The organism is candidate division WOR-3 bacterium (assembly GCA_016926475.1).
Taxonomy (GTDB): Bacteria; SDB-A; SDB-A; order SDB-A; family SDB-A; genus JAFGIG01.
Map to the genome: position 1 here is coordinate 1 of JAFGON010000043.1, position 14,766 is coordinate 14,766.

Annotated in this window: 13 protein-coding genes and 1 tRNA gene; all 14 read right to left on the reverse strand. The window is 41.8% G+C overall.

Features of this window, described 5'->3' with window-relative positions; all coding sequences use genetic code 11:
* Positions 1-285: 285 nt before the first annotated feature.
* A complete protein-coding gene (gene fusA / locus JXA84_04380; GenBank protein MBN1150442.1) occupies positions 286-2,352 on the reverse strand; it encodes an elongation factor G in 2,067 nt (688 codons plus the stop codon).
* A gap of 81 nt (positions 2,353-2,433) precedes the next feature.
* Positions 2,434-2,907 carry a 30S ribosomal protein S7 gene (gene rpsG, locus JXA84_04385; protein MBN1150443.1) on the reverse strand — a complete coding sequence of 158 codons (474 nt, stop codon included), beginning with the start codon at positions 2,905-2,907 and terminating at the stop codon, positions 2,434-2,436.
* Positions 2,908-2,919: 12 nt separating this feature from the next.
* The gene (locus JXA84_04390; protein MBN1150444.1) at positions 2,920-3,294 is read right to left on the reverse strand and encodes a 30S ribosomal protein S12; all 375 of its coding nucleotides are present in this window, start codon (positions 3,292-3,294) and stop codon (positions 2,920-2,922) included.
* A 25-nt stretch (positions 3,295-3,319) separates the two neighbouring features.
* Positions 3,320-7,471 (reverse strand): DNA-directed RNA polymerase subunit beta', encoded by a 4,152-nt coding sequence (gene rpoC, locus JXA84_04395; GenBank protein MBN1150445.1) that lies wholly within the window; start codon positions 7,469-7,471, stop codon positions 3,320-3,322.
* A gap of 46 nt (positions 7,472-7,517) precedes the next feature.
* Positions 7,518-11,321 carry a DNA-directed RNA polymerase subunit beta gene (gene rpoB / locus JXA84_04400; GenBank protein MBN1150446.1) on the reverse strand — a complete coding sequence of 1,268 codons (3,804 nt, stop codon included), beginning with the start codon at positions 11,319-11,321 and terminating at the stop codon, positions 7,518-7,520.
* Positions 11,322-11,440: 119 nt separating this feature from the next.
* Positions 11,441-11,824 carry a 50S ribosomal protein L7/L12 gene (rplL, locus tag JXA84_04405; protein ID MBN1150447.1) on the reverse strand — a complete coding sequence of 128 codons (384 nt, stop codon included), beginning with the start codon at positions 11,822-11,824 and terminating at the stop codon, positions 11,441-11,443.
* Between the two features lie 11 nt (positions 11,825-11,835).
* The gene (locus JXA84_04410) at positions 11,836-12,366 is read right to left on the reverse strand and encodes a 50S ribosomal protein L10 (GenBank protein MBN1150448.1); all 531 of its coding nucleotides are present in this window, start codon (positions 12,364-12,366) and stop codon (positions 11,836-11,838) included.
* 23 nt (positions 12,367-12,389) lie between these two features.
* Positions 12,390-13,094: a 50S ribosomal protein L1 gene (locus JXA84_04415; GenBank protein ID MBN1150449.1), complete on the reverse strand. Its 705-nt coding sequence runs from the start codon at positions 13,092-13,094 to the stop codon at positions 12,390-12,392.
* Between the two features lies 1 nt (position 13,095).
* A complete protein-coding gene (rplK, locus tag JXA84_04420; GenBank protein ID MBN1150450.1) occupies positions 13,096-13,536 on the reverse strand; it encodes a 50S ribosomal protein L11 in 441 nt (146 codons plus the stop codon).
* Positions 13,537-13,551: 15 nt separating this feature from the next.
* Complete coding sequence (gene nusG, locus JXA84_04425; protein MBN1150451.1) at positions 13,552-14,181, reverse strand: transcription termination/antitermination factor NusG; 630 nt, start codon at positions 14,179-14,181, stop codon at positions 13,552-13,554.
* A gap of 1 nt (position 14,182) precedes the next feature.
* Positions 14,183-14,365, reverse strand: coding sequence for a preprotein translocase subunit SecE (gene secE / locus JXA84_04430; protein MBN1150452.1), 183 nt, complete (start codon positions 14,363-14,365; stop codon positions 14,183-14,185).
* Between the two features lie 50 nt (positions 14,366-14,415).
* Positions 14,416-14,489, reverse strand: a tRNA-Trp gene (locus JXA84_04435).
* A 1-nt stretch (position 14,490) separates the two neighbouring features.
* A complete protein-coding gene (gene rpmG / locus JXA84_04440; protein MBN1150453.1) occupies positions 14,491-14,643 on the reverse strand; it encodes a 50S ribosomal protein L33 in 153 nt (50 codons plus the stop codon).
* A 14-nt stretch (positions 14,644-14,657) separates the two neighbouring features.
* Positions 14,658-14,766 (reverse strand): hypothetical protein (locus tag JXA84_04445; protein MBN1150454.1); only part of this gene is annotated, 109 nt, incomplete at its 5' end.

The following is a 14,766-nucleotide window of genomic DNA, read 5'->3' on the forward strand; positions in this document are numbered from 1 at the left end:
AGCGTGCTCTTCCCGTGATCTACGTGCCCTATCGTGCCTATATTCAAATGAGGCTTACTCCTCGCAAACTTCTCTTTCGCCATTTCCCTCTCCTTTGTTGAATAAAAAAGTTGAGTTTTCCCTTAAATCACTGGCTACAAGCCAGGGCTAAATCATTTGATAATGAATTAATTTCGTTTAATTCAGATAAACAAGAATCCTTGCGGATATATAAAAAGATTATCAATTTGACATATTTTTAATTTTCTGTCAAGCATATTTTACACCGCAAGTCGAAACATAGACTCAGTATCCTCTTATCTTCATCAGCAGCGTTTCAGTTTGGTCGTCATCGATTTTCTCATATTTCAAAAACTGCATTGTATAACTCGCTTTTCCTTTGGTCATGCTTCTTACGCTTGAAGCGTATCCGAAAGTCTTTGACAAAAAAACCTGCGCGTGAATCAGTTTGAATTTTTTCTTATCCTCGATATGGGAAATTTCTGCTGAAATAGAGTGAAGGCTTTTGATAACTTCTCCGAAATAATCATCAGGAGCGAATATTTCAAGACTCATCAGAGGTTCAAGGATAACTGGCTGCGCTGCGGTACAAGCTTTTTCGAAAACTTCTTCTAACGAGGACAGGACAACAGTTTCGTTGACTTCCTCTCCGGTTTCAACCTTTAAAAGTTTGCATTCAACACCCATGAGAGGATATCCAGCCAAAGGTCCTGGAAAATAATAAGTTTTGAAATCCTCTGCATACCCTTCTATTGTTTTTTTGACGGTGTTGTTTCCGAATTCCCAGTCTTTGGGTAGCACAAATACATTTCTGTGATCCTCAAGAGGTTTAACTTCAAGAGTTATTCTAACACTGTATTTCTTTCCTCCCACTGTTTTACTCACATCCGACAAAGCTCTATGATTCTTGCGAATACTCTCTTTGTAAGCCACTCTCGGATTTCCTAATTTTATCGGAATCTTAAAATCTCTTTTCAGCCTTTCCGCCATTACGTCAATGTATAGTTCTCCCATGCCGGATATTATGAGCTGTCCTGTTTCTTTGTCTTCGGTGAAGCGAAAAGTCGGGTCTTCCTGGGTAAACAAATTTAGCGTTTCACACAATTTTTCCAAATGCGCGGAAACCTTCGGCTCAACTGCCACCGAAACAATGGGTTCAGGAAATTCCGGTTTTTCGAGAAGAAAGTCTCTTTCTGTGTCACTCAATGTGTCTCCGGTATATGAATTTTTCAAACCTGTCACGCCAATAATTTCACCCATCATGGCGGATTCTCTTTCAACTCTTTTATTTGCGTATATTCTGAATATTTTCTGTATGGTCTCGTTGCTTTCAGACGAAAGATTTTTCACTGTCTGTTTTGCTTTCAAATTTCCTTCGTAGATTCTGACAAAATGCACTTTACCTACATGCTCATCGAGAAGTATTTTAAAAACAAGACCCAGAAAAGGGTTGCCTTGTTCAAGGGTTATCTTTTCTATTCTTCCGTATCTTTTCTTCATGACTTCAATTTCATTTACATCCAAAGGGGAAGGCAGAAAGTCAATAATCGCGTCAAGCAAGGGCTGGACTCCGATGTTTCTTCTTGAAGCGCCGCACAACACAGGCACTATTTTCCCCGATATGGTCAATTTCCTTATCTCGGATTTAATCAATTCTTTGTCGGCATCTCCGGTGTTGATGAATTGATCGGCTATTTCTTCGTTGTAATCAGCGAGGAAATCAATCAAAGTGTTTCTCTGGAACTCAATTTCACTTGAAAGGCTCTCGTCGGGAACCTTTTCCTTAAAAGTTGATCCATCGCTGGATTTATCCCAGAAGACAACTTTTCTTTCGATCAAATCGATCACCCCTGAAAAATTTTCCTTTTCACCATAAGGCATATTGATGACAACAGGAAATTGGGAGAACTTTTCTTTTATTTCATCGAGGAGTCCCTTGAAATCTGCTCCAGTTCTGTCAAGCTTGTTTACGAAAACTATTCTCGGAATTTTGTAATTGTCAGCTTGAAGCCAAACGGTCTCTGATTGAGATTCTACTCCTTCGACAGCGCTGAAAATCACAACCGATCCGTCGAGGACTCTTAAAGATCTCTCGACCTCTCCCGTGAAATCTACGTGTCCCGGAGTGTCGATGATATTTATATTGGCTTTTTTCCAAATAAGCGACACAACAGCGGAAGTGATAGTGATCCCTCTCTCTTTTTCCTGGTCGAGGTAATCAGTCGTCGCGCTGCCTTCGTCAACTTCGCCCATTTTGTGCGTTTTACCCGAATAATACAACATCCTCTCTGTTGTAGTAGTCTTGCCGGCGTCTATGTGGGCAATCACCCCAATATTTCTTATGCTTCTCATTTTGCAATCTCGTCTTAAAAAAAATGGTAGCACGTAAGATTTTCTTTATCATGCTGCCGCCTTATAAGAGAAAAAATTATTTTACCACATGTAACTGGCAAAAGCTTTGTTCGCTTCGGCCATTTTATGCGTATCTTCTTTTTTCTTAATAGCGGTTCCTTCTTTGTTGCTCGCGGCTATTAGCTCTGCGGCGAGCTTTTCCTTCATAGTCTTTTCGTTTCTTGCTCTTGATGCTGTCAAAATCCATCTTATGGCAAGAGCTATGCGTCTGTTCGCTGGTACATCAACTGGTATTTGGTAGGTCGCTCCACCTATTCTTCTCGGTTTTACTTCCAGGGTTGGTTTTACATTGTTAACGGCTTTTTCGAATATTTCTATCGGATCCGCGATTTTAAGTTTTTGCGCAACTATATCGAGCGCTCCGTAGACGATCGTCTCGGCTGTACCTTTTTTCCCTCTTTTCATGACTACATTTACAAACTTGCTCACCAACTCGCTGTTGAAATTCGGATCTGGTGGAATTGTTCTTTTGTAAGTTTTATGCTTTCTGGACATCAGTTCCTCCGGTTATTTCTTGGCTTTTTTAGTTCCGTAAAGCGATCTTCCCTGCCTTCTACCTTCAACTCCTGCTGAATCCAGGACGCCTCTGACGATATGGTACCTGACTCCGGGCAAGTCTTTTACCCTGCCTCCCCTGATTAAAACAGTCGAGTGTTCCTGCAAATTGTGACCCTCCCCAGGAATATACGCTGTCACTTCGTAACCATTGCTTAGCCTTACACGGGCAACTTTCCTGAGAGCCGAGTTGGGTTTTTTCGGGCTAGTTGTGTAAACTCTGACACAGACGCCTCTCTTCTGAGGACACTTAGTCAGAGCCGGTGCTTTGGTTTTTTTCTCTATTTTTCTTCTTCCCTTTCTCACGAGCTGATTAATCGTGGGCATCTTTTCCTCCAAATAACATCTTTATTTATTTCTGTTCTTCGTTACTGAGTATCACGACAGAGTCTTCTTTCTTCTCCTCGACTTCATCTTCACCTTCGACTCTTATTGTTCGATAATTTTTCAGACCAGTTCCGGCAGGGATCAGATTGCCTACAATAACATTCTCTTTGATCCCTTCCAGAGTGTCTCTCTTACCTTCTATGGCAGCTGATGTCAATACTTTTGTTGTTTCTTGAAAACTCGCTGCAGATATAAAGCTTTCTGCTGTAAGAGCCGTTTTTGTAACTCCAAGCAAAATGTACCTGTATGTCGCGGGTTTGCCGCCGGCTTTGAGTATTCTGCTGTTTTCAAAAGTAACGGTCTTGCTGTCGACAATTTCTCCTTCTATGAGATTTGTGTCTCCTGAATCCTCGATCTTAACCCTTCTCAAAAGCTGCCTTATGATCAAGGCTATATGACGATCAGAAATTTTAACGCCCTGCAATCTGTAAACCTCTTGAACTTCATTCAAAAGAAATTCCTGAACCGCCAATGGTCCTTTCGCCTGAAGTATGTCCGGTGGGAAAACTTGGCCGTCTGTCAACTTTTCTCCTCCTTCGACAAACTGCCCTTCATGGACGAGAATATGCTTGCCGTAAGGGACAAGATATTCTTTGTCGTCGCCTACTTCACTCAATATCTTTATTATTTTCGAGCCTTTGGTCGTGTCCAGAAATTTTACTTCTCCTTTGATTTCCGATATGATCGCAGCATTTTTGGGTCTCCTCATTTCGAAAAGTTCTTCGACTCTCGGCAATCCCGCAGTTATATCCCTGCTTCTGCTGCTCTCTCTCGGTATTTTGCCGATAATATCACCGGGGGTGACTCTTTTACCGTTCTCTACAATTATGTAGGTGCCTATTGGGACAAGAGATACTTGTTTCTTTTTACCCTGTTTTGAAGGTTCAATCTCAATGGCTGGTATTAGTCCTCTTTCTTTGTGCTCAACAACGAGTACTTGTTTTTCTCCTGTCTGAGGATGAGTCTCGTACCTCATAGTCAAATTTTCAATCAAATCCTTGTACCTGACAATACCTTGAGTTTCAGATAAAATCGGATCTGAAAATGGGTCCCACTCGTATAAAGGCGTATCCGTATCTACATACGCGCCTTCTGTCGCCATTAGAATAGATCCATGGGGAATTTTGTGAGCGACCTCACGCTCTCGACCTTTTATAACTATTTCCCCGTTCCGAGAAATTACAATCTTACTGTCGTCAATTTCCTTTTTGATGGTTTTGATTTTTTGAAATTTCACAGCTCCGGATATTATTGATTTGACCACGGATTGCTGAGCTATTCTCGTCGCGGTTCCACCTATATGGAAAGTTCTAAGGGTCAACTGGGTTCCCGGCTCGCCTATTGATTGAGCGGCGATTATACCCACAGATTCTCCAATGGAGACTATTTTTCCCGTGGATAGATCCTTTCCGTAACATTTCTGACACAGCCCTCTCTCTGCTTCGCAAGTCAGCACCGATCTGATTTTAACCTTGTTTATGTTTTTGTATTCAATTTTTAAAGCGAGCTCTTTTGATATGACCTCGCCTTCACGCACTATTATTTCATGGGTTTGCGGGTCTTCGATGTCATCAAGCGCGAATCTACCCTCAATTCTGTCGGAAAGAGGCTCAATTATTTCTCCTCCTTCTGTCAGTGCTTGAATTTCTATACCCTTTATGGTTCCGCAGTCTTCTTCTGTTATAATTACGTCCTGCGCGACGTCTATTAACCTTCTCGTCAAATAACCGGCTTCAGAAGTTTTCAAAGCTGTATCGGTAAGACCTTTTCTCGCTCCGTGAGAAGATATGAAATATTCAAGAACCTTCAATCCTTCTTTGAAATTAGACAAAACTGGAGATTCGATGATTTCTCCTTTTTGTCCGGTTATTTTCTTTTGAGGCCTTGTCATAAGACCTCTGATGCCTGCAAGCTGCCTTACCTGCTCGCGGCTTCCTCTCGCTCCAGAACTGACCATCATGTAGATTGGGTTGAATCCTTCCCTGTCAGAATGGAAGGTTTCTATCATTCGTTCTTCCACTTCATTCGTAGCTTTTGTCCATGCTTCGACCGTTCTCTGATATTTTTCATTTTCTGTTATTTGGCCTTTTCTGAAATTCTCTCTTATTTTCTCGACTTCATTTTGAGTTTTTTTCAGAATGGAAGGTCTCTCGGGCGTATCGACGAGATCCAGCATACCAAAAGTCACTCCTGAAAATGTGGCGTATCTGAAACCCAGATCTTTGAGGTCATCCAGGAAAATAGCTGTTTTTTCGTTTCCAAACATGTAATTTACGTCAGCTATTATTCCGGCTAGAATTTTTTTCTCGATTACCCTGTTATAAAAAGGCATTCCTTCCGGGAGTATTTGATTGAAGATAACCCTTCCTGGGGTTGTCGTGATTATTTCTTTAGTGATTATTTTATCCTCGTCTCTCCCCTTTGAATCCAGGCCAATAATTCGCCCTTCAACCGGAAATTTTATCAACGCGTGAAGATCAATATTGCAGAATTCACGGGCCATTTCAATCTCTTCAAGGCTCGAGAAATGCATTCCTTCGCCTTTTGCTTTGGACTTTTCTTTTGTGAGGTAGTAAACGCCTAGAACGAGGTCTTTAGTAGGAGCGACTATCGGAGTTCCGTTGGCGGGTGAAAGCAAATTGTTGGAAGACATCATGAGCATGTAAGCTTCGGATTGAGCTTCGAAAGAAAGGGGTAAATGGACCGCCATTTGATCGCCGTCAAAATCAGCGTTGAAAGCCGTGCAAACCAAAGGATGAACTTGTATAGCCTTTTCTTCAATCAAAACCGGCTGGAAGGCTTGAATTCCCAGCCTATGAAGAGTCGGAGCTCTATTGAGAAGCACAGGATGATCTTTGACAATTTCCTCGAGAATGCTCCAGACTTCCGGCGATCCTTTTTCCAAAAGCCTTTCCGCACCCTTTATCGACTGAGCGTGTCCTCTTTCTTCAAGTTTCCGGATTATAAACGGCTTATAAAGTTCAAGAGCAATTTCTTTCGGGAGGCCGCATTGGTGAAGTTTTAAGCGTGGGCCTACGACTATTACTGATCTTCCGGAATAATCCACTCTTTTTCCCAGAAGGTTTGACCTGAACCTTCCCTGTTTACCTTTTAAAACATCAGCCAATGACCTGAGAGGTTTGTTTCCTTTTCCCTTGACGTTTTTGGCTCTTCTTGAATTGTCAAATAACGCATCAACAGCGTCCTGAAGCATTCTCATTTCATTTCTGATAATGATGTCGGGGGCTTTGATGCTTATCAGGCTTTTGAGTCTGTTGTTTCTTGATATAACTCTTCTGTAGAGATCGTTGAGGTCACTCGATGCAAACCTGCCTCCGTCAAGGGCGACAAGAGGTCTGAGTTCCGGAGGTATCACGGGTATTACAGTGAGAATCATGTCTTCAGGGTGATTGTTTGAATTTCTGAACGCCTCAACTACTTTCAGTCTTTTGAGCATTTTTGATTTAGCGTCTTCAGATTTTTCAATTTTTATTCTGGACCTTAGATCCGCCGTCAATTTTTCCAGATCAAGATCCTGAAGAGCTTCCCTTATTCCTTGACCGCCTATGCCGAATTGGACGCTTTTGATGGCATTTTCGTCCATTTTTTCTTCTAGTTCGCTTTTCTGTTCTTCTGAGATAAAACCGCCTCTTTTCAAGCCGTAGGGGTTGTCTTCATTCAAAGAGCCTGTATCAAGGACAATGTAAGCTTCATAAAATAAAATTCTCTGGAGCATATCCTGCGTCATGTTGAGAAGCAATGCAATTCTACTCGGAGTCACTTTGTAAAACCATATATGCGCGACAGGAACAGCGAGTTCGATGTGTCCCATTCTCTCTCTTCTGCTCTTGGAACTTGTGACCTCTACTCCACATCTCTCACAGACTACTCCTCTGTACCTTATGTGTTTATACTTCCCGCAATTGCATTCGTAATCCTTCACCGGACCGAATATTTTCTCGCAGAACAGACCTCCCGGTTCGGGTTTCTGTGTCCTGTAGTTAATTGTCTCCGAGTTCACCACTTCTCCGTTAGACCAGTCCCTTATTACCGTCGGGGAAGCTACGCTCAGTTTAAGAAGATCAATGCTTAGATCAGAAGCTTGATCCTTGTTCAATCTCGAAAAATAGTTGTATTTCAATTTACCTCCTCAAGAGATAAAACTATTTTTTACCTTGCCTCTGCTTTTTTTTACCTTTCTCGATTTCAACATTCATACAAAGACCGTTTAGCTCTTTTACAAGAACATTGAAAGAAGCAGGTAATCCGGGCTCTGGCGGATTATCTCCCTTGATGATGCTCTCATACATTTTTGTTCGGCCGTTTATGTCGTCGGATTTCACGGTCAACATCTCCTGAAGAGTGTAAGCCGCACCGTAAGCTTCTAGAGCCCATACCTCCATTTCTCCGAATCTTTGACCCCCGAAATGGGCTTTTCCGCCGAGTGGCTGTTGAGTGATCATGGAATATGGGCCTATGCTCCTGGCGTGTATTTTGTCGTCAACCATGTGCCCGAGCTTCAACATATACATGTAACCAACTGTTATCTCTCCATCGATCAGTTGTCCAGTTACTCCGTCTTTAAGGGAAACCTTGCCCGATTTTGGAAGTTTTGCCTTTTCAAGGAGACCCTCAATTTCATCTACTGAAATCCCGTCGAAAACCGGAGTTGCGATTTTAATATTCAGTTTTTTAGCCGCCCAACCGAGATGGGTTTCTAGAACTTGACCAATATTCATACGAGAAGGAACTCCAAGAGGGTTCAAAATAACGTCCACTGGCGTTCCATCCTCCATGTAGGGCATGTCTTCTTCAGGGACTATTATTGAGACAACGCCTTTGTTTCCGTGTCTTCCAGACATTTTATCGCCTACGGAAAGTTTCCTTTTTTCCGCGACGTATACATCGATTCTTTTTAAAAGACCGTGCGGAAGATCATCTCCTTGTCTGAGAACCTCTACTTCGTTGTTTCTGCATCTTTCATATTCCTGAATAATGTTCTTCGACTCGAAAAGTATTTTAGAAAGTATAGAAATATCGCTTTTAGGTTTATCCATAATCGAGATTTCATCCCAATCGGTTTCTCTTATTGTTTTGGCGGTTATTTTTTTGCCTTTCGCAATTATTGTGTTGCCATGGAAATCTTCTATGTCGTTTTGAAGAATCACTCCGTCAAAAACCTGGACAATCTTGTCTGTCCTCTCTTTTTTATGTTCGTGTATTTTTTTGTTGTAAAAATCCTCGATTTCCTTGATTTTCTTCTCGTTAGTCTTTTTTTCGTTGGTGGACTGGGTTTTTCTGCTCAAAACCTGAACGTCTATCACGACGCCCTGAACCCCAGGAGGAACACGGAGAGAAGTGTCTCTTACATCCGCAGCTTTCTCTCCGAAAATGGCTTTTAAAAGTTTTTCCTGAGGGGTCAACTCGGTTTCGCCTTTCGGCGTGACTTTCCCGACAAGAATGTCGTCCGGGCCAACCTCAGCGCCTATCCTGATTACTCCGCCTTCATCGAGGTTTCTCGTAGCTTCTTCCCCGACGTTCGGTACTTCTCTGGTTATCTCTTCAGGTCCGAGTTTTGTCTCCCTGACTTCAACGTTGAATTTGTTTATCGTCACTGAGGTAAACGCATCTTCTTTTATCAACTTTTCGCTTATGATAATCGCGTCTTCGAAGTTGTATCCCCTCCAAGACATTAAGGCGACTAGAACGTTTCTTCCCAAGGCGAGTTCCCCGCCGTCTGAAGAAGTGCTGTCGGCTATTACCTGCTTTTCTTTGACTTTGTCTCCGACTTTTACTATCGGTCTCTGATTTACACAGGTGTTTTGGTTTGTCATTTTATATTTCTGCAGCTTGTAAACATCCAGATCTTTTTCTCCAAACACTAAGGGCGAAGTTTTATCAGGTTGAATTCTAATCTCTTCAGAATTGGCAAAAACCACTTCTCCTTTTCTCTTTGCGGTTAAAACAGTATGAGAATCTATTGCTACGACCTTTTCTAAGCCTGTTCCTACTAGAGGAGCTTCCGGTTTTACGAGTGGGACGGCTTGTCTTTGCATATTAGATCCCATCAGAGCCCTGTTGGCCTCATCATGTTCCATAAAAGGAATCAGAGCCGCAGAAACACTCAAAATCTGCGCGGGATGAGCATCCATGTAATCGACCTGATCTTTTGTGACAACAGGATAATCATCCATATACCTGGTCACGAGCTCTTCGTTTATCAACTTTCCATTTTCTTCGATAGGTTCGTTTGCCTGCGCGATGATGAATTTATCTTCGGTGTGAGGAGATAAATATTCGTAATCGTTTTGAACTTTGCTTTTTTCAACTTTTCTATAGGGAGTTTCAATGAAACCATATTCGTTTATTTTTGAATACAAAGCTAAAGATGTAATCAGCCCTATGTTTGGTCCTTCAGGGGTTTCAATCGGGCAAAGCCTGCCGTAATGAGAATGGTGAACATCTCTCACCTCAAATCCCGCGGTATCTCGGGTCAATCCATCGGGTCCCAGGGCGCTCAACCTTCTCTTGTGGGTAATCTCAGCCAAGGGATTTGTCTGCTCCATGTATTGAGAGAGCTGACTCAATCCGAAAAACGCCATCAAAGTACTGCTTACATGTCTTGAGTTGAACAGCATCTGGGGTACAATTTTCTTCGGGTCGCTTTCGAGCATCAATCTGTCTTTCAAGCTTTTGACAACTCTGAGCATCGCCGTGTTGAATTGGTCTTCCAACAACTCTCCGACTCTCCTGACCTGTCTGTTTCCGAGATGATCTATATCGTCCACTTCGAGATTTTTGTTTTTATCGAGAAGTCCGAAAAGGTATTCCAAGATGTGCAAAAAGTCTTCAGGGCAAAGTGAAAGGGTTTTTTCATCCGGCACTTTGCCGAGTTTATCTTTCATCATTTTTCTTCCGACAGCGCCCAAATTATACCTTTTCGGAGAAAAATACATGGTGTTAATGAAATCAATCGCGGCTTCGGAATTCGAAGGATCGGTTGTCCTGAGAAATTTGTAAACATATTCTGCGGCTTCTTCTCGGGTCACTCTTTTTTTTGCTTTGGTGAAAGTTTTTTTTAAAACTTCAAGAGCGGGTAAATTTTCTTCTTTAATGATTTTCAATTCTTTTGTTCCGAAAAGATTAAGCATGTCGAGGGAACCGGCTGTCAGTTCAGATCCTGAAAACATGACTGTTTCACCGGAATTGGGATCCAAAATATCCTCAGCTATTACTCTGCCTATAAGTTTTTCAGATTGTTTTCCGCTAAACTTAGCTATTTTAACCGTTTCTGATCCGAAAAATTTTTCGTAGATCTCCCCTTGGTCGCCGAGTCCTATTGCCTGAAGCCAGATTGTCAAAGGGAAGTGCCTTCTTCTGTCGAGGCTTATGCTCAATGTTTCGTTGTGATCAAGGTTTATGTCAATCCAGGTGCCCTTTTGAGGTATTATTTGGGCGACAATCAGCATTTTACCGGTATGGTGGTATTCGACGTTGAAGAACACCCCCGGGCTTCTGTGAACTTGCGAAACAATGACTCTTTCAACTCCGTTTATAATAAAGCTCGCCTTATTAGTCATGACAGGCAGATCACAGAGAAAGACATCCTGCTCACGAATCTCATCGATTGATTCGTTTTTTTTGTCTTTTATCGCAATTTGTAGTTTGATTTTTAACGGTGCTGCGTATGATTTTCCTTTCCTAATGCACTCCTCAGGATTGTACTTAGGTGGGTCTATTTCATAATTGACAAATCTCAGCTCGCATCTGCCCTGTTGGTCCTCGATGGGAAAAAAATCCTGCAAAACAGCCTGTAGTCCGATATTTTTCCTTTTATTCTGCGGAACGCCTTTTTGTATGAAATTTGCGAATGATTCTCTCTGAACATCGAGGAGGTCAGGTATGGGCAAAGGTGCTTTTAATTTACCATAATTAATTCTTTCACCATTTGTCAATTTTACCTCCATGAAAATTATTCAAAGTCAGATAAATAGAAAGAAACATCTCAGGGGGAAAAAACCCCTGAGACACCTCTTGAAGAATATAAAAGCAACATCAAGCCATTCAATAAGGGATATTACCCGGTTTATTTTATCTCTATAACAGCTCCTGCTGCTTCTAACTGTTTTTTCATATCATCGGCTTCTTTCTTTGTAATGCCTTCTTTAATTTTTGCCGGAATACCTTCAACGAGATCTTTAGCTTCTTTCAGACCCAAGCCCGTTATAGCTCTGACTTCTTTGATTACCGGAATCTTTTTGTCTCCGTATTCTTTCAGGATAACATCAAATTCGGTTTTTTCCTCTTGCTCTTCCGCAGACTGAGCAGGCATTGAACCAGCGGCCATTTGGACAACCGGCGCAGCAGCGGACACTCCGAACACGGTTTCCATCTCTTTTATGAGCTCGGAAAGTTCCATTACTGTGAGCCCTTTAACTAGTTCCAATATTTGTTTGGTAGCCTCAGACATCTAATACCTCCCTATTCTGTTTTATTATTTTCTTTACTTTCTTTTATCGCAGTCATGACCCTGAGAAATCCAGACAGAATGTTGTTTCCCACTGCCATAAAACTTGATATTGGAGCCGCAAAAGTCCCCGTCAATTGACCGAGCAGGACTTCTTTGGGCGGAAGATCAGCTATCTTTTCAATCTCTTCTTTCGAAACCGATTTCCCCTCCAGAAAACCGCCTTTGATAATAGGAAAACCAACTTGTGAAAAGTTTTCTTTGATTATTTTCGCCGGTAATACTGGGTCTTGATAGCCTATTGCAATCGCAGTTGGTCCCGTCAGAATTTCTTCCATTCCAGAGAAACCGTTTTTTTCAAGAGCCAATTTCGTCATTGTATTTTTTACAACTTTAAAATGCAATCCGGCATCTCTGACTTTTTTTCTGAAAGACGTCATTTGAGCGACTGTCATTCCTTTATAATCGCTTATATATATAGCTTTCGCGTCTTTCATTTTTTGCATCAGTTCTTCAACTTGATTCATTTTTTCCTGTGTTGGCATTTTACGCTCCTTGCTTTTCAATATCAGCGGGAAGGTTGAATCACGTCCGCAGTGCTGATTTTCACACTCGGACCCATTGTAGGGCTGAGATAAACAGATTTTATAAAAGTTCCCTTTACTGAAGCCGGTTTACTTTTGACAAGTTCTCTTACAAATTCGTTGACGTTATCGAAAAGATTTTCCGTGGGGAAAGACATTTTCCCTACGGGGACATTGATATTTCCGGATTTGTCGTTCTTGAATTCTATTCTGCCTTTTTTAATTTCTTCGACAACTTCCTTGACATTCATGGTCACCGTTCCAAGTTTTGGATTAGGCATAAGGCCTCTTGGTCCGAGTATTTTTCCTATCATACCGACTTTTCCCATCATCTGTGGAACAGCGACGACAGCGTTAAAATCGAGCCAATTTTCTTTTTTGATCTTGTCAATATATTCATCTCCTCCGACGTAATCAGCACCAGCTTCCTGAGCTTCCTGTGCCTTGTCGCCGGTTGCGAAAACCAGCACCTTGACATTTTTGCCTGTCCCGTGCGGAAGAACTACGCTGCCTCTGACGAGTTGATCAGATTTTCTAGGGTCAATGCCTAATTTGATTGAAACTTCAAGAGTCTCGTCAAATTTTGCGTTGGCAAGATTTTTTACCTTCTCCATCCCTTCTTTGAGGAGATACTCCTGTTTAGAAGAGTGTTCTTTTATAAGATTTTCGTACCTTTTTCCGTGCTTCATTTCATCCTTCTTCCACTAATATTCCCATGCTTCTGGCAGTTCCTTTGACCATACTCATAGCTTTTTCAACAGAAGACGCGGTCATGTCTTGGTATTTCCTTTCGGCAATAACCCTGACTTCTTCTGATGATACGGTGGCGACTTTATTTTTATTGGGTTCGCCTGACCCTTTTGCAATTTTAGCGCTTTTTTTCAAAAGCACGGCAACAGGCGGAGCTTTGACCTCGAATGTAAACGTTTTATCCTTGAAAACCGTAATTACCGTAGGCAAAGGCAGAGGATCCTGACCTCCGGTTTTAGCATTGAAAGTCTTGATAAATTCCGGAATGTTCACCCCGGCTTGACCAAGCGCCGGACCCAAAGGGGGTGCGGGAGTAGCTTGCCCTGCGGGTATCTGAAGTTTGATTATCGCCTGTATTTGCTTCTTCTTTGCTTTTGCCATCGAAGTCCCCTTTTTTTATACTGGTTGAGCGTCGATAAAATCGACTTCGACCGGTGTAGATCTTCCGAATATAGTCACGACAACTTTTAATCTCTGTTTTTCCTCGTTGACATTTTCAACAACACCTATAAAATCCGAAAACGGACCGCTTACTATTTTAACGCTGTCGTTCACTGCAAAAGGAGCAGTGAGTTTGACAATCTTATCCCCTTCTTCCCTTAACTGTTTTAGTTCTCCTTCTTCGAGGCTTTTAAGGGGTATCGGATTTTTTCCGCCCAAGAAACTTATTACGTTGGGTAAATCCGTAATCCTGTTTAACACCTCTTTATCAGGTTTCATTCTAATGAAGATGTAACCTGGGTAAAGGTTTTTTGGCTTTACGACCCTTTTGGCTGATTTACTGCTTCTGACGACTTTTGAGCTCTTTTTTATCGGTGTGTAAATCTCGTGAATGAATTTTCCTAATTCCGCGTTTTCCCTGATAATCTCCGAGATCATTTTTTCCACTTTCTTTTCTGAACCCGAATAAACATGTACCGTGAACCATTTTACTTCCGAATCCACTATTTCAGGCTCTGAATTCTCGCTTTCCGTATTTCCGGAATCTTTGTCTTCCATGTTGTCTTTCAAGTCGTCAAAATTCATTTTATCTCACTACCAGACTTACAAGAGTTGTAAAAATCCTGTCGAAAATCCCGATAAACACCGCCAGTAAAATCGACACAAAAATCACCACCATTGTCGAATCCCATAGTTCCTGTCTGGATGGCCAAGATACTCTTCCAAGCTCCTGTTTCGATTCAAAAAGAAAATTTTTAATCTTTTTGATAAATTGCAAAATGGCCTTCATTTATCTTCCTTCCGACGATTTGTTTTTATCAGGCCTGGCAGGATTCGAACCTGCAACCACCGGATTTGGAGTCCGACGCTCTGCCAGTTAGAGCTACAGGCCTATTATTTCGTTTCCTTATGACTTACTCTTTTGTTGCAAAAAGGGCAGTACTTGACATACTCGACCCTGCCGGTATGTTTTTTCTTGTTCTTCTTAGTTGTGTAATTTCTTCTCTTGCATTCGTTGCAAGCGAGGACGATTATTTCTCTTGGCATTTTTAAAACCTTTCTTATTCCAATATTTCAGTGACAACACCCGCGCCCACGGTTTTTCCGCCTTCTCTGATGGCAAACCTCAAACCTTTCTCCATAGCAACTGTCGTCATCAAATTCACTTCC